Below are 15,827 nucleotides of genomic sequence, written 5' to 3' on the forward strand. Positions count from 1 at the left end.
CTGGACCCGACGCATGATCGAGATCCGCAAGCAGAACCCCGCCTTCGGCCTCGGCACCTACACCGAACTGCCCTCCTCCAACCCCGCCGTCCTCGCCTTTCTACGCGAGTACGAGGACGACCTGGTCCTGTGCGTCCACAACTTCGCGCGGTTCTCCCAGCCCACCGAACTCGACCTGCGCGAGTTCGCCGGACGCCACCCGGTCGAGCTGTTCGGCGGGGTCCGCTTCCCCGCCATCGGCGAACTGCCGTACCTGCTGACCCTCGGGGGCCACGGCTTCTACTGGTTCCGGCTCACCCGAGTCGCATCCCGCATCGGTCGCCGCGCTTGAGCGTGGGCCGAGGAAAGGACGCGTCACCATGCCGAAGACCGCACCCCCGCGCCCGGGACGCGGGCAGCTCGCCGAACCGATGTCGTCCCTCGGCGAGTTGCTGCGCCAGTGGCTGCCGCGCCAGCGCTGGTTCGCGGGCAAGGACCGGCCCGTGGCCGAGCTGGGCCTGCTGTCGATGACCGAGCTGTTCCCGGGCTGTCTGCACCTGCTGGTGCAGACCGGGCACGGCGCCCTGCCCGCACCGGGCGGCGCTCCTTGGGCCGGGGACTGCTACCAGCTGCTGCTCGGCGTGCGCGAGCAGCCGTCGCCGCGCCTGGGGCGGGCGATCATCGGCCAGGTGCAGGACGGGCCGCTGGCCGGACGGACGGTCTACGACGCGCTGCACGACCCCCGGACCGCCCAGCTGCTCCTGGAACGGCTCCGGCATCCGGGCAGGGCGGGGCCGCTGCGCTTCGAGGCCGACCCGGCGCTGCCGGTGCCCGGCGGTCTCGCACCGCGGCTGCTGGACGCGGAGCAGTCGAACTCCTCCCTGATCTACGGCGACGAGTTCATCCTGAAGCTCTTCCGCCGCGTACAGCCCGGGGTCAACCCCGACCTGGAGGTGCCGGACGCACTGGCCCGGCAGGGCTGCGGCCGGGTCCCCGCACCGGTGGCGTGGATGCGTACGACCCACCCGTACGGGGCGACGCTGGGCGTCCTCCAGCCGTTCCTGCCCGGCGCCTCCGACGGCTGGACCCTCGCCCTGAACGCGCTCGCCGCGGGCGACGAGTTCACCGTGCAGGCCCACGAGCTGGGGCGGGCGATGGGCGACGTCCACCTCGCGCTGGCCTCCGCCTTCCCGGTCGGCGCCCCGGGTGAGACCGGCCGCACGGCGGCGGACATGACCGAGCGGCTGACCGCCGCCGCGCACTGCGTACCGGCGCTGCAGCCCTTCGTCCCGGGGCTGCGGGCCGCCTTCGCCGCGCTGTCCACCTGCGACTCGGGGCCGCCCGCCCAGCGCATCCACGGCGACCTGCACCTGGGGCAGGTGCTGCGGGCCGGCCGGGACTGGTTCGTCATCGACTTCGAGGGCGAGCCCTCGCGTCCGCTGGCCGAACGGCGCAGCGCCCACTCCCCCGTCCGCGACATCGCGGGGATGCTCCGCTCCTTCGACTACGCCGCCCGGCAGCGGCGCCCGTGGCGCCCGGAGTGGGCGCGCCGCTGCCGGGAGGCGTTCTGCGCGGGCTACGCCGCCCGCGCCGGCTGGGACCCCCGCAAGAAGCACGGCCTGCTGCGCGCCTACGAGACGGACCGTGCCGTGTACGAGGTGCTGTACGAGGCCCGGCACCGCCCCGACTGGCTTCCCGTACCCATGGCGGCGATCGAACGACTCGCCGTGAGAGGAGACTGACCCGTGGCCCTCCGCGACACTTCGATCCCCGAGCCGTCCGCTCCCGTCCCGCCCGCACCGGGCGCCTGCGGGGCGGCACCGCCCCTCGGTCCCGCCGACCGGGGCCGCCTGCTGGCGGGCGCCCACCACGACCCGCACGCCCTGCTCGGCGCCCACCCGGTGCCCGGCGGCATCGCCTTCCGGGCGCTGCGCCCCTTCGCCCGCGAGGTGGGCGTGGTCGTCGACGGCGAGCACCACGCCCTCGTGTCGGAGGGGGAGGGACTGTTTTCCGGCGTCCTGCCGCTCACCGGGGTCCCGGCGTACACGCTCGCGGTGGCGTACGGGGACGGGCCGGCGCGGGAGACGCACGACCCGTACCGCTTCCCGCCCACGCTCGGCGACCTGGACCTGCACCTGATCGCCGAAGGGCGGCACGAGCAGCTCTGGCAGGCGCTCGGCGCACACCCGACGGTCCACGAGGGCGTCACCGGCACCCGCTTCACGGTGTGGGCGCCGAACGCGCAGGGGGTGCGGGTCGCCACCGACTTCGCCCACTGGGACGGCACCGCGTTCCCGATGCGCTCGCTGGGTTCGTCCGGCGTGTGGGAGCTGTTCCTGCCGGGCGTCGGCGAGGGCACCCGGTACAAGTTCGAGATCCACTCGCGGTACGGGCAGCGGTTCCTCAAGGCGGACCCGATGGCCCGCGCGGCGGAGGAGCCGCCGAACACCGCGTCCGTGGTGACCGCCTCGCGCCACGAGTGGGCCGACGCCGACTGGATGCGGACCCGCGCCGACCGGCCCGTGCACGAGGCGCCGTTCTCGGTGTACGAGGTGCACCTGCCCTCCTGGCGGCCGGGGCTGACCTACCGCGAGCTGGCCGAGGAGCTGCCCGCGTACGTCGGGGACCTCGGCTTCACCCACGTCGAGCTGATGCCGGTCGCCGAACACCCCTACGGGCCGTCCTGGGGCTACCAGGTCACCGGCTTCTACGCGCCGACCGCGCGCCTCGGCTCGCCGGACGACTTCCGCTTCCTGGTCGACGCGCTGCACCGGGCCGGGATCGGCGTGATCATGGACTGGGTGCCGGCGCACTTCCCGAAGGACGACTGGGCGCTGGGCCGCTTCGACGGGGACCCGCTGTACGAGCCCGGGGACGAGCGGCGCGCGACCCACCCGGACTGGGGCACGTACACCTTCGACTTCTCGCGGACCGAGGTGCGCAACTTCCTCGTGGCGAACGCCGTGTACTGGTGCGAGGAGTTCCACATCGACGGGCTCCGCGTCGACGCGGTCGCCTCGATGCTCTACCTCGACTACTCGCGCGACTCCGGCCAGTGGGAGCCCAACCGGTACGGCGGCCGGGAGGACCTGGCGGCCATGGCGTTCCTCCAGGAGATGAACGCGACCGTCTACCGGCGCTGCCCGGGCGTGGTGACCATCGCCGAGGAGTCGACCGCGTGGGGCGGGGTGACCCGGCCGACCGACACCGGCGGACTCGGCTTCGGCCTGAAGTGGAACATGGGCTGGATGCACGACTCGCTGGAGTACATGAGCCACGAGCCGGTGCACCGCAAGTACCACCACCACGAGATGACGTTCTCGATGGTGTACGCGTACAGCGAGAACTACGTGCTGCCGATCTCGCACGACGAGGTGGTGCACGGCAAGCAGGCGCTGGTGTCGAAGATGCCGGGCGACTGGTGGCAGCGGCGCGCGAACGAACGCGCCTACCTCGCCTTCATGTGGGCCCACCCCGGCAAGCAACTCCTCTTCATGGGGCAGGAGTTCGCGCAGGGCGCCGAGTGGTCCGGCGGGGTTCCGGTGGGTCTCGGTGGACGCGGCCGAGGACAACGTCTTCGCGTTCCTGCGCTTCGACGCGGACGGGGCTCCGCTGCTGGCGGTGTCGAACTTCTCTCCGGTCGTCCGGCACGGGTACCCGCTCCCCGTCGGTGACGCCGCCGTCGCCTGGCAGGAGGTCCTCAACACCGACGCCGAGGCGTACGGCGGCAGCGGCGTGGCCAACCCCGGGCCGGTCGAGCCGGAGGACGGCGGCGTCCGGCTCACGCTGCCCCCGCTGGCCACGGTGTGGCTGACGCCGTACCGCCGCTGAGGCGACCAGGTGTCCGTCCGGCTGCCCGGGGCAGTCGGACGGTCGCGGGACTCCGCAGAGAGGCGGCACCGGGTGCGCACCGTCGGAGTGGAGGAGGAACTCCTGCCGGTCGATCCCGTGACGGGCGAGCCGCGGGCGCTGTCCGCCGCCGTGCTCGACCGGGTGCGGCCCTGGCTGCCCTGACCGCGCTGAGCGCCGACTCGCCGTTCCGGCAGGGCCGGGACTCCTCGTACAGCAGCTGCCGCAGCCGGGTCCGGCAGCGGTGACCGTCGGCGGGGCCGACCGAGCTGTTCGGTTCGGCGGAGCGCCGTCACCGGCGGGTCGCGGACATGCTCGCCACGGCGCCGGGGTGCAGCGCGGCCTGCGGGCCCGCGCGGGGCGCCTGCGGGACGTCGTCACCGCATGCGTACGCCGCACCCGGGCGCCCTGACACGCCCCGCACGGTCCGTCGGAGGGCCCGGGCACAGCCCCGGCGGCGCGGGGTCCGCGACGGCCGCCGGTGCGCCGGGCCCGCGACGGCCGGCCGGGCTCTCGGCTCAGCGCATCAGGGCGATGGCGTAGGCCAGGAAGCCCGCCGCGACCAGGATCACGACGGCGAGGATCAGGGTCAGCGGTCCCTTGGCCCAGCCCTTGGGCGGATTGTGCAGCTCCTGCGGGCCCGCCTCGGGCATGCTGCTCTCCGCCGGCGGGGTCTCCCCCGGCGGGACTCCCCCGCCGGGCTCCAGACCGGTGCTGCGCCGGGGATCGGGATCGGGATTCGTATAGCTCATGGCGTCCGGGTCCCCCGATCCGCCCCGGATCATCGGCCCGGATCACCGAGCGGGATCACTTCTGCCGTCCGGGCCCCCCGCGGCCTGCGGCTCCGCTAGATTCCGAGCACCGCCGACCACGGTACCCGTCGGCCCCGTCACCCTCCGTAGACGTCAGGAATCGGCGCATGCGCGACCCCGCTCCCGCTCCAAGAACCGTCCCCCCGCTGACCGGCGGACTCGCCGACAGCCTCTTCGAGACGGCCGTCCGAAGGCCGGCCCTGCCGATGCTCGCCCGCCGTCGCGGCCCCGGCTCGGCCCACTGGGACGAGGTGACGGCGGCGGACTTCCGCGACCAGGTGGCCGACCTGGCCAAAGGCCTCATCGCGAGCGGTGTGTCGCCGGGCGACCGGGTGGCGATCCTGGCCCGCACCCGGTCCGAGTGGACGGTCTTCAGCTACGCCCTGTGGGCGGTGGGCGCCGAGGTCGTGCCGATCTACCCGACGTCTTCGCGCGACCAGGTCGAGTACATCCTGCGCGACGCGGGCTGCGTGGGCGTGGTGGTCGAGGACGAACAGAGCGTGATGACCGTCGGCTCCGTGTGCGCGGTGCTGCCCGCGCTGCGCCACGTCTGGCAGCTGGACGCGGGCGCGGTGGACACCCTCGTGGCACGCGGCGCGTCCCTGCCGTTCACCACGGTCGACTCCATGCGCCGCATCGTGCTGCCGGACTCCACGGCGGTCGTCGCCTACACCTCGGGCACCTCGGGGCGGGCGATGGGCTGCGCGCTCAGCCACCGCGGTCTCGCCGCGCCCTGCGACACGCTGCTCGCCGGCTGGGCCCACACGGTCGCGCCGCCCGGGGAGCAGGGCGCGGTCCTGGCCTACCTGCCCTTCTCGCACGTGTACGGGCTGATGATCCAGAACCTGTGCGTCCGGGGCGGGTTCCTGATGGCGCACGAGCCCGCGATGACCGGAGAGGCGCTCTCCTCGGCCCTGCGCTCCTTCAGGCCCACGTATCTGTACGCCGTCCCCTCGGTCCTGGAGAAGATCTACAAGAATTTCCTGCGCACCGCCCAGCAGGAGGGGCGCGGGGCGCTGTTCGAGCGGGCCGCGGCCACGGCACGGGACTTCGCCGGAGCGCTGGAGCGCCGGCGGCTGGGCCGCGGCAACGGGCCCGGCCTGGACCTGCGGCTCCAGCACGCCCTGTTCGACCGGACGGTGTACCGGCGGCTGCGCACCGCGCTGGGCGGCCGGGTGCAGCGGGCGACGTCCGGCGGCTCGCCGCTCAGCCGTGAGCTCTCCCTGTTCTACGAGGGCATCGGCGTCTTCGTCCACGACGGCTACGGGCTGACCGAGACCAGCGGCGCCCTGACGATGCAGCCCCTGGGCCGGGAGAAGTCGGGCACCGTCGGGCAGCCGCTGCCCGGCACGGAGATCCGGCTGGCCGACGACGGGGAGATCCTGGTGCGCGCGCCGTCGCTGTTCCAGGGGTACGTCGGTGACGAGGCCGCGACCCGGCGGGTGATGCCCGGCGGCTGGCTGGCCACCGGCGACCTCGGGCACCTGGACACCGAGAACTATCTGGCGATCACCGGCCGCAAGAAGGACATCATCATCACCAGCGGCGGCAAGAGCGTGGCCCCGGCGGCGCTGGAGCAGCGGCTGCGCATGCACCCGCTCGTCCATCAGGCGGTGGTCGTGGGCGACAACCGGCCCTGCGTCGGTGCCCTGATCACGCTGGACCCGGAGTTCCTGAGCCACTGGCGGGCGGGGCTGACCCTGCAGGGCGACGCCCCGGCCCGGGAGTCCCGGGAGGAGAACGCGCTGCGGGAGGAGGTCGCGCGGGCCGTGGCGGCGGCCAACAGCGCCGTCTCCCGCTCGGAGTCCATCCGGGTCTTCCGCGTCCTGCCCGAGCCGTTCGACGTGGCCAACGGGCTGCTCACGCCGTCGATGAAGCTCCGGCGGGACGAGATCGTGGCGACCTACGCCCTGGAGATCGACGCGATGTACGAGGCGCGGTCGCACCGCCGGCCGCCGCAGGCGCCTCAGGCGCCGCCCGAGGACCCGGCCGGGTGGGAAGAGCCGGAGAACGTCTTCCTGCGGTGAGCGGCTCCGGCCTCCCTCCCCTCGCGCCGCCTCCCCCCGCCGCGACCAGCGCACACCGGCGCGACTAGCCTCGGCCGCCACGGGAACTAAAGACGGAGGAAAGGCGAAGTGAGGACGACGCCCGGCCGTTGCCGGGCCGGGAAGGCGCAATGGCAGCCGAGTCGCGTTGGGACAGGACACTGGCTTCCGAGGAGATCACGAACCGCACCGCCAGCTTCACCGGAGAGCTGCACAACGTCACGGGTGCGCGCCTGGTCGCGGAGGAGTTCCTCTGCGATCTGGCGCGTGCGGCACCTCCCGCCGCGCCCGAGCACTGGGACGACATCCTGCTGGTCGTCACCGAGCTCGCGGCGAACGCGGTGCAGTACGCCCCGGGGCCGTTCCAGCTGCGCCTGCGCCGTACCTTCGACGGCGTGCACGTGGTGATGCACGACACCAGTACGACCGAGCCCGCGCCGCGGCCCTTCCATCCGACCAGCGGCGGGGGCGGCATCGGCTGGCATCTGATCCACACCCTGTCCGACCAGGTGAGCGTCGTCGCCGGCGAGCGCGGCAAGGACATCCACGTCTTCCTGCCCTGGTGAGACTCGCCGCCCCGGTGGGGGCGGCGTCGGGAGCCCGGTCAGGAAGCGGTCGCCGGGCGCAGCGGCACCAGTGCGCTGATCGTCTTGCCGCCGCCGGGCCGCAGGTCGACGGCGATGTCCCGGGCCAGTCGGGCGACCAGCGGCCACCCGTAGCCGCCTCCCGGGTGCGTGGTGGGGAACGCGTACACGGCCCGGGGAACGACCGTGCTGTTGTCGTGGACGGCGATCCACAGCCCCTCGCCCGTGGGCCTGGCCTCGAAGCCGGCCAGGCCGCCGCCGTGCCGGATCGCGTTGGTGACCAGTTCCGAGACCACGAGCAGCAGGTCCACGACGTCCTCCTCGCGCACGCCGCGGCCGGCTGCGCCCCACTGGGCCCGCGCCACCGACTCCGCGTACCGCCGTGCCTGCGCCGCGCCGCCCACCGTGCCCGGCACCGCCGCGCCGAGGGGCGCGACGCCGGACACGGTGGTGGTGATCCCGTCGGTCGGTTCCATGTCAGTGGTTCCCCGGTTTCCGCGTGCTGTCGTTCGGCACCGGTCAGGTCGCGGAGCTCTCCCGCGGCGGCAGCCGATGGTAGTAGTCGCCGACGGAGGCCAGGTAGTCCCGCTCCATGGTCTCGCGGTCGGTCTCGAACCTGGGCGCGGCCTTGACCTCGGCCCGGGTGCAGCTCAGCGTGACCGTGCGGGCCTCCGGGTCGATGGCCCGGACCACGCCGACCGGTACGAGGACGCTGCGGCCGAACACCCAGACGCCGGTGTCGACGACCAGGTGCGGCATGCCGAAGTGTTCGGCCTGCCGGTCCACGTGCCCGATGGTGCCGTCGTCGGCGACGACGTCGCAGCCCGTCAGGTCCTGTCCCTCCGCGTGACGGCTGTCGGCCGAGTACGACCAGATGCTCTCCATCGGCACGCTGTCCCTTCCCTCCCGTGTCGGTGACGACTGCGGAGCCGCCCGGAGGTCGCCGACCGGCTCCACAGCAGCAGATACCCGGCGCGGGCCGCCGCATTCGGGGGCGTCGCGCACCGGGTGACACACCGCTTGGTGTACGCCCGCCGCCCGGGTTAGCCTCTGGCGTATTTTTCTGCTGGGGGAACATTTCCGTGAACTGCGCGGACGCGCGCACGGAGGCCGGGGCGCGCGAGCGTTCCGGAGGGGGTCGCGGGTCCTCGCCGGAGGACTCCTGGGGAGCGGAACGAGGGTGCGCATGACCAACGACAGCGCCGGAGCCGTCGGCACGGTTCCGGGCGATCAGGAGTTGCGCCGTCTCCTGGCGGGCCTGACGGCCGTGCGGGACGGCGACTTCGGCACCCGGCTGCCGGACGACGCGGACGGCCTGCTGGGTGACATCGCCAAGGTCTTCAACGGCATGGTGGACCAGCTGTCCGTGTTCACCTCCGAGGTCACCCGGGTCTCCCGGGAGGTCGGCACCGAGGGAACCCTGGGCGGACAGGCGAGGGTGCCGGGGGTCTCGGGCACCTGGGCCGACCTGACGGACTCGGTCAACGCGATGGCGGGCAACCTGACCACCCAGGTGCGTGACATCGCGCAGGTGGCCACGGCCGTGGCCAAGGGTGATCTGTCGCAGAAGATCGACGTCGACGCGCGCGGCGAGATCCTCGAACTCAAGAACACCATCAACACGATGGTCGACCAGCTCTCCGCCTTCGCCGACGAGGTCACCCGCGTCGCCCGCGAGGTCGGCACCGACGGGCGCCTCGGCGGCCAGGCCGACGTCAAGGGCGTCAGGGGCACCTGGCGCGACCTCACCGACTCGGTGAACTTCATGGCGGGCAACCTGACCAACCAGGTGCGCAACGTCGCCCAGGTGGCGACCGCCGTGGCGCAGGGCGACCTCTCCCAGAAGATCACCGTGGACGCGCGCGGCGAGATCCTCGAACTCAAGAACACCATCAACACGATGGTCGACCAGCTCTCCGCCTTCGCCGACGAGGTCACCCGCGTGGCCCGCGAGGTCGGCACGGCCGGGAACCTGGGCGGTCAGGCCCGGGTGCGGGGCGTGTCGGGCACCTGGAAGGACCTCACCGACAACGTCAACGTCATGGCGTCGAACCTGACGGGGCAGGTCCGCTCCATCGCCCAGGTCGCCGCCGCCGTGGCCCGCGGCGACCTGTCGCAGCGGATCACCGTCGACGCCAAGGGCGAGGTCGCCGCGCTCGCCGACGTGATCAACACGATGGTCGACACGCTGTCGGCGTTCGCCGGCGAGGTCACCCGCGTCGCCCGCGAGGTCGGCACCGACGGGCGCCTCGGCGGCCAGGCGAACGTGCCGAACGTCGCCGGCACCTGGAAGGACCTGACCGACAACGTCAACTCGATGGCCAACAACCTCACCAACCAGGTGCGCAACATCGCGCTGGTGACGACGGCGGTGGCCCGGGGCGACCTGTCGAAGAAGATCGACGTCGACGCGCGCGGCGAGATCCTCGAACTCAAGACGACGATCAACACGATGGTCGACCAGCTCTCCGCCTTCGCCGACGAGGTCACCCGCGTCGCCCGCGAGGTCGGCACCGAGGGCCGCCTCGGCGGCCAGGCCGAGGTGGAGGGCGTCTCCGGCACCTGGAAGCGCCTCACGGAGAACGTCAACGAACTGGCCGGCAACCTCACCCGCCAGGTCCGCGCGATCGCCGAGGTCACGTCCGCCGTCGCCGAGGGCGACCTGACGCGCTCGGTGAACGTGGTGGCCTCCGGCGAGGTCGCCGAGCTGAAGGACAACATCAACGCCATGGTGGAGTCCCTGCGCGAGACCACGCGGGCCAACCAGGAGCAGGACTGGCTGAAGACCAACCTCGCCCGTATCTCCGGCCTGATGCAGGGTCACCGGGACCTGCCCGTGGTCGCCGAGCTGATCATGGACGAGCTGGTGCCGCTGGTGTCGGCCCAGTACGGCGCCTTCTACCTGGCCGAGGACGGGGACGACGGGCCGGAGCTGCGGCTCGTCGGCTCGTACGGCTATCCGGAGAGCACGGCCAGGCCCACCCGCATCGCCTTCGGCCGCACGCTGGTGGGGCAGGCCGCGCGCAGCCGGCGCACCATCGTGGTGAACGAGCTGCCGCCGGGCTACCTGACCGTCTCCTCCGGGCTCGGCGAGGTGGTCCCGGCCGCGCTGGTGCTGCTGCCCATCGTGGTCGAGGGGCAGGTCCTCGGAGTCATCGAACTGGCCTCGGTCGCTCCGTTCACGCAGATCAACCAGGACTTCCTGGAGCTGCTGATGGAGACCATCGGCGTGAACGTCAACACGATCGTGGCCAACGCCCGTACCGACGAGCTCCTCGCCGAGTCGCAGCGCCTGACCGCCGAGCTGCGGGCCCGTTCCGCGGAGCTGCAGGTGCAGCAGGACGAACTCCAGCACTCCAACGCGGAGCTGGAGGACAAGGCGTCGCTGCTCGCGACGCAGAACCGGGACATCGAGGCGAAGAACCTCCAGATCGAGCAGGCCCGGCAGGAGCTGGAGGCCCGGGCGCAGCAGCTGTCGCTGGCGTCGAAGTACAAGTCGGAGTTCCTGGCCAACATGAGCCACGAACTGCGCACGCCGCTCAACAGCCTGCTCATCCTGGCGCAGCTGCTCGCCCAGAACCCCTCGCGCAACCTCACCCCGAAGCAGGTCGAGTACGCGGGGATCATCCACTCCGCGGGCTCGGACCTGCTCCAGCTGATCAACGACATCCTGGACCTGTCGAAGGTCGAGGCGGGGAAGATGGACGTCGCTCCCGAGCGGGTGACGCTGCGCCAGCTCATCGACTACGTCGAGGCCACCTTCCGTCCCATGACGAGCCAGAAGGGCCTGGAGTTCACGGTCACCACGGCCGCCGGGGCGCCCGCGGACCTGCTGACCGACGACTCCCGGCTGCGCCAGGTGCTGCGCAACCTGCTGTCCAACGCGGTGAAGTTCACCGAGCGCGGCGGCGTGGAGCTGTCCGTGGGGCCTGCGCCGGACGACGACGTCCCCGGCGGCGTGGTGCGCGGCGGGGCGGTGGTCGCCTTCCGGGTGAAGGACTCGGGCATCGGCATTCCCGAGCAGAACCTGGAGTCGGTCTTCGGCGCCTTCCAGCAGGCGGACGGCACGACGAGCCGCAAGTACGGCGGCACGGGACTCGGCCTGTCCATCACGCGGGAGATCGCCCAGCTCCTCGGCGGCGCCGTCACGGTGGACAGCACGCCCGGCCGGGGCAGTACCTTCACGCTGTTCCTGCCGGTGGCGCGGCCCGACTTCGAGGCGCTGTCGGCCCACGGTCCCCGGCGGATGCCGGCCGAGGCGTCCGCCGACGCCCTGGAGCGGCCGGCGCCGCCGCCGGAGCCGGCCGGGGACCACCGGCGCCGTCCGCGGCGGCTGCTCGTCGTGGAGGAGCGTCCGCGCGGGCTGCTGACCCTCGTCGCGGAGAGCGTGGTCGCCGACCTGGCGCACGGGCGGGACGAGGCGGGCGACCGGCCCCCGCTCGACGTGACCACGGCCGTCGGCGCGCAGGAGGCCGCCGGCGCGCTGGCCGCCGAACCGTGCCACTGCGTCGTCCTGGAACTGGGTATGCCGGACGAGGAGGCGTCCCGCTTCCTGCACGCGCTGCGCGGCGACTCCGCGCTGGCGAGCGTGCCGGTGCTCGTACACAGCGGTCACCGCGTGGACGCGGCCCTGGAGGAGAGCCTGCGCTCGGACGCCGACGGCGGGGCGCTGGAGTTCCTGTCCAGCCTCGACGAGCTGCGGGAGCGCATCGCCCTGCACCTGGCCGCCGAGGAGCCCGGTGACGTGCCGTCCCTCGTGAGAGCGGTCGAGCAGCCGCGGCCCGGTCCGCAGCCGGGACAGGCCCTGCCCACCGGGCGCACCGTCCTGGTCGTCGACGACGACGCGCGCAACCTCTTCGCGCTCAGCGGCATCCTCGAACTGCAGGGATACCGGGTGCTGCACGCGGAGAACGGCCGCCGGGGCATCGAGACACTGACGAACCACCCGGAGGTGGCGCTGGTGCTGATGGACGTGATGATGCCGGAGATGGACGGCTACGCGGCGACGGCGGAGATCCGCCGGATGCCGCGGTACGCCGAGCTGCCGATCATCGCGGTCACGGCGAAGGCGATGCCCGGCGACCGGGAGAAGAGCCTCGCCTCGGGCGCCAGCGACTACGTCACCAAGCCGGTCGACACCCAGGACCTCGTCGCCTGCGTCCGACGCTGGCTCCCCGCATGAGCACGCCGGCCGCCACGCCGTACCGGCCGCTCCCGCCGCACCGCGCCGCGGTCCCCGGCCCGGGAGCGTGCACGTCACCGGCACCGCACCGTCCCACCGTCCCCGGACCGGGAGCGTGCCGGTCGTGAGCGCCTCCGGACAGCACGACGACCCGGCCGGCGCGCCGGGCGACGCCGCCCGCCCGCCCCGGCACGCGACCGGCGCGCCGCGGGGCCCGGCCCCCGACCTGCCCCGGGACCGGGACTGGGACCGGGACCGGGACCGGGACCGGGACCGGGCTCCGCGGAGCGTGTCCGCACCCGGGCCGCGGCAGAGCTGCGCGGTCGACGGGCCGGAAGCCGGGCTGCGCGGCATGACCCCGCTGTCCCCCGTGGGCAGGCTGGCGGCCACGGTCGACCGGCTCAGCCGCGAGGTGCGGGCCGCCCAGGCGGAGGCCGAGGGGCGGGCGCTGATCGAGCTGGCCAAGGGCGTGCTGGTCGCCCGGCTCGGCTGCGGTCCGGCGCAGGCCGCCCGGCAGCTCGCCGAGTTGGCCGCGCAGTCCGGGGCGACGCCCCTGGAGTTCGCGGTCGACGTCATCAACCAGTCCGCCCGGGACCGGATGTCGGAGGTGACGGACGCGTTCCTCGCGGCCACCGCCGCCGTGCGGGCCGCGGACGCCGAGGACGGTGCCGGGGCCCGTACCGCGGCGGAGGCCGGGGTGCCGGGCGCCGGGTCGGCCGCCGTACGCCTGCGGGCCGCCGAGAGCGGGGCGCTGGCCGCGGACGACACCCAGGCCGTCGCCGACGCGCTCCTCGAACAGGCTCTGCGGCCGCTCGGCGCGGTCGCGGTGGCCATCTGGGCGGCGGGTTACGACGGTTCGCTCACTCTGGTCGGGAGCGCCGGCTTCCCCCCGGCCGAGGCGGCCCGCTGGCGCTACGTGCCGCCGGACGTGGCGACGGTGGCCCGGTGCGGGCTGACCGAACGCTCGGGGCAGTGGTTCGCGTCCCTCGGCGGGACGGGCCTGCCCAGTGTCGGACGGCACCAGTACCCGGACGGCGGCCGGGTCGCCGTGCCCGCCGGCACCGGGGGCCGCATCCACGGCGTGCTGGAGATCGCCTGGCCGCAGCCGCTGGCCCCGCAGCCGCCCCAGGTGGTCCGCCAGGTCGAGGCCCTGGCGGAGCTGTGCGCGCACACCCTGGAGACGTACGCACCGCCGCCCGGCGCCGGTCGCGAGGCGCGGGTCGTACCGGACGCCGTCGAGCTGATGGACCTCGCCGACGGCCTCTACGACCCCGCCCTGGTCCTGGTGCCGCATCTGGACGCCGACGGGCACCTGGCGGACTTCCGCATCCAGCACGTGAACAAGAGCTTCCTGGACCCCGCGGGCCGGCCGCGCGCCGTCGTGGGCGGCGCGCTCCTCCTGGAGGCCTATCCGATGGCCGCCGGGGACAGCGAGCTGTTCCGGAACGTGGAGCGGGTGTACGCCACGGGCGAACCGTTCCGGGCCCGGCGTCTGAACCTGACCGCGCTCGTGGACCAGGTGGCGCTGTCGGCTGTCGCGGACATCAGCATCAGCCGGCACGGCAACGCGGTGCTGCTGATCTGGCGCATCGAGGACGAGACGGCGCGGCTGGCCAGCCTGCTCCAGCACGCCCAGCGCCTCGGCCGCATCGGCGGTTTCGAGGAGAACCTGCTCACCGGCGAGATCACCTGGAACGGGCAGCTGTTCGATCTGTACGGGCGCCCGCAGACCGGCACGCCGGTGCCGCTGGAGGAGCTGACCGCCCACGCCCATCCGGACGACGCCGTCGCCATCGGCCGGTTCCTGCGCACGCTGCTGCACCACCGGCGGCCTGCGTCGGCCGCGTTCCGGCTGCAGCGGCCGGACGGGGTGACCCGGCACGTGCGGGTAGTGGCCGAGCCGGTGCTGGACACGGACGACCGCCTGCTCGTGGTGCGGGGGGCCTACCAGGACATCTCGGCCCAGCACTGGACGGAGGTGGCGCTCGCGGCGACGCGCGACCAGCTGGCGCACACCGAGCAGCAGGCCGTCGAGCGCGCCCGGCTGACCCTGCAGCTGCAGCACGCCATCATGCCGCCCGAGCAGACGCCGCTGAAAGTGCCGGAGCTCCAGGTGGCCGTCCGGTACCGGCCCGCGGAGACGGAGCAGCTGGTGGGCGGCGACTGGTACGACGCCGTGATGCTGCCGAACGGGCTGGTGCTGCTGTGCGTCGGGGACGTGTCCGGGCACGGCATAGAGGCCGCGACCAGCATGGTGGTGCTGCGCAACGCGCTGCGCGGCCTGGCGGTGACCGGGGCCGGGCCCGGCCAGCTGCTGTCCTGGCTGAACATCGTGGCGCACCATCTGACCGGCGGGGTCACCGCCACCGCGGTGTGCGGCCTGTACGACCCGGCCCGGCGCACGCTGCGCTGGGCCAGGGCGGGCCATCTGCCGCCGGTGCTGGTGCGCGGGGCGGCGGCGGAGCCGCTGCCGCTGGTGCGGGGCATGCTGCTGGGAGCGGTGGCGGAGGCGTCGTACGAGGAGGCCGAGGTGCAGCTGGCCGGCGCGGACACGCTGCTGATGTACACCGACGGCCTGATCGAGCGGCGCGACCGTCCGGTGGAGGAGGCGCTGGCCCAGTTGCTGAGCACCGTCCGTCCGACACCCCACACCCTGGACCAGCATCTGGACCGGCTGCTGACCTACAGCCGGTCCGACACGGACGACGACACCTGCCTCGTGGGCATCCGGGTGGGGTGACGGGAAACGCCCGGACGAGTTCGCGCGCCGCGGGTGTGGGACCTGATTTCGGGGGTAACCGCCGGGCGCGGTGGGCCACACGACGGCCCGCCGCACCGCCGCGTTTGTTGGAGGTACACGTGCCCATAGCCCAGAACCCGCTGTCCGTCGAGGTGACGCTGGAGCGCGAGGAGGTCGCGCTGCTCACGGTGGAGGGCTACCTGGACGTCGACACCGCCACCGAGCTCCAGCATCATCTGGCCAACCAGCTGCACCACGGCAGGCGGCACTTCCTGCTGGACCTGTCCGGGGTGCCGTTCATGGACTCGTCGGGCATGAACATCATCCTGCGGGTCTACCAGGAGGTCCGTGAGCTGCCCGGCAGCGTGCACATCATCTCGCCCGCCCCGGCGGTGCTGCGCGTGCTGGACCTGACGGGGGTGAGCATCACGGTGCCGGTGTCGGACAGTGTCGAGGCGGCGCTCGCGCGCGTGGACGCGCAGCCCGCGGGGCCGCCGGTGCCGGATGCCTGAGCGCCCAGGAGTCCCGTGCTCCTTGGCGCCGGTCGTACGCAGGTAGGTGTCGTACGAGGTCGGCGGGTGGATACAGTTGTCGCCCGGCGGGGTCACGCAGTCGGCACGTCGCCTGGTGGGGGGT

General features: G+C 73.5%; 11 protein-coding genes and 2 pseudogenes. 9 read left to right on the forward strand and 4 right to left on the reverse strand.

Going from position 1 to position 15,827, the window contains the following annotated elements:
• The 4 genes and pseudogenes from IG94_RS0100005 to IG94_RS40045 all read left to right on the forward strand — a co-directional run.
• On the forward strand, positions 1 to 331 hold a 331-nt coding region (locus IG94_RS0100005), incomplete at its 5' end, for an alpha-glucosidase C-terminal domain-containing protein (protein WP_211269640.1).
• Between the two features lie 28 nt (positions 332 to 359).
• Positions 360 to 1,721, forward strand: a complete 1,362-nt coding sequence (locus IG94_RS0100010; RefSeq protein ID WP_031028944.1) for a maltokinase N-terminal cap-like domain-containing protein — start codon at positions 360 to 362, stop codon at positions 1,719 to 1,721.
• 3 nt (positions 1,722 to 1,724) lie between these two features.
• Positions 1,725 to 3,810: pseudogene (gene glgB, locus IG94_RS38355) on the forward strand (1,4-alpha-glucan branching enzyme).
• A 147-nt stretch (positions 3,811 to 3,957) separates the two neighbouring features.
• Positions 3,958 to 4,151 (forward strand): annotated as a pseudogene (locus IG94_RS40045) (glutamate-cysteine ligase family protein); the annotation flags it as partial.
• On the opposite strand, the gene IG94_RS44000 reads toward IG94_RS40045, so the two are convergent.
• Positions 4,121 to 4,243: a hypothetical protein gene (locus IG94_RS44000; RefSeq protein WP_263446300.1), complete on the reverse strand. Its 123-nt coding sequence runs from the start codon at positions 4,241 to 4,243 to the stop codon at positions 4,121 to 4,123. The pseudogene IG94_RS40045 and the gene IG94_RS44000 sit on opposite strands and share 31 nt — an antisense overlap.
• A 103-nt stretch (positions 4,244 to 4,346) precedes the next feature.
• On the reverse strand, positions 4,347 to 4,580 hold the full coding sequence (locus tag IG94_RS0100025; RefSeq protein WP_031028947.1) for a DUF6480 family protein: 234 nt from the start codon (positions 4,578 to 4,580) through the stop codon (positions 4,347 to 4,349).
• A gap of 167 nt (positions 4,581 to 4,747) precedes the next feature.
• Here IG94_RS0100025 and IG94_RS0100030 point away from each other — a divergent pair, with 167 nt between their 5' ends.
• Both IG94_RS0100030 and IG94_RS0100035 read left to right on the forward strand, forming a co-directional pair.
• Complete coding sequence (locus tag IG94_RS0100030; RefSeq protein WP_031028950.1) at positions 4,748 to 6,667, forward strand: AMP-dependent synthetase/ligase; 1,920 nt, start codon at positions 4,748 to 4,750, stop codon at positions 6,665 to 6,667.
• 149 nt (positions 6,668 to 6,816) lie between these two features.
• Positions 6,817 to 7,251, forward strand: coding sequence for an ATP-binding protein (locus IG94_RS0100035; RefSeq protein ID WP_031028953.1), 435 nt, complete (start codon positions 6,817 to 6,819; stop codon positions 7,249 to 7,251).
• Positions 7,252 to 7,289: 38 nt separating this feature from the next.
• Here IG94_RS0100035 and IG94_RS0100040 read toward each other — a convergent pair whose 3' ends face one another.
• Together IG94_RS0100040 and IG94_RS0100045 are read right to left on the reverse strand one after the other, a co-directional pair.
• Positions 7,290 to 7,745, reverse strand: a complete 456-nt coding sequence (locus tag IG94_RS0100040) for an ATP-binding protein (protein ID WP_043482695.1) — start codon at positions 7,743 to 7,745, stop codon at positions 7,290 to 7,292.
• Between the two features lie 43 nt (positions 7,746 to 7,788).
• On the reverse strand, positions 7,789 to 8,154 hold the full coding sequence (locus IG94_RS0100045; protein ID WP_078535720.1) for a hypothetical protein: 366 nt from the start codon (positions 8,152 to 8,154) through the stop codon (positions 7,789 to 7,791).
• 301 nt (positions 8,155 to 8,455) lie between these two features.
• Between IG94_RS0100045 and IG94_RS0100050 the strand changes: the two genes are divergently transcribed.
• The 3 genes from IG94_RS0100050 (at position 8,456) to IG94_RS0100060 (ending at position 15,703) form a co-directional block, all read left to right on the forward strand.
• The gene (locus IG94_RS0100050; RefSeq protein WP_031028963.1) at positions 8,456 to 12,451 is read left to right on the forward strand and encodes a HAMP domain-containing protein; all 3,996 of its coding nucleotides are present in this window, start codon (positions 8,456 to 8,458) and stop codon (positions 12,449 to 12,451) included.
• Positions 12,452 to 12,803: 352 nt separating this feature from the next.
• Positions 12,804 to 15,191, forward strand: a complete 2,388-nt coding sequence (locus IG94_RS0100055) for a SpoIIE family protein phosphatase (protein WP_224326232.1) — start codon at positions 12,804 to 12,806, stop codon at positions 15,189 to 15,191.
• A 119-nt stretch (positions 15,192 to 15,310) separates the two neighbouring features.
• Entirely contained in the window at positions 15,311 to 15,703 is a 393-nt protein-coding gene (locus tag IG94_RS0100060; RefSeq protein ID WP_031028966.1) for an STAS domain-containing protein, read from the forward strand.
• Positions 15,704 to 15,827: the final 124 nt, after the last annotated feature.

The organism is Streptomyces olivaceus (assembly GCF_000721235.1).
Classification (GTDB): Bacteria; Actinomycetota; Actinomycetes; order Streptomycetales; family Streptomycetaceae; genus Streptomyces; species Streptomyces olivaceus.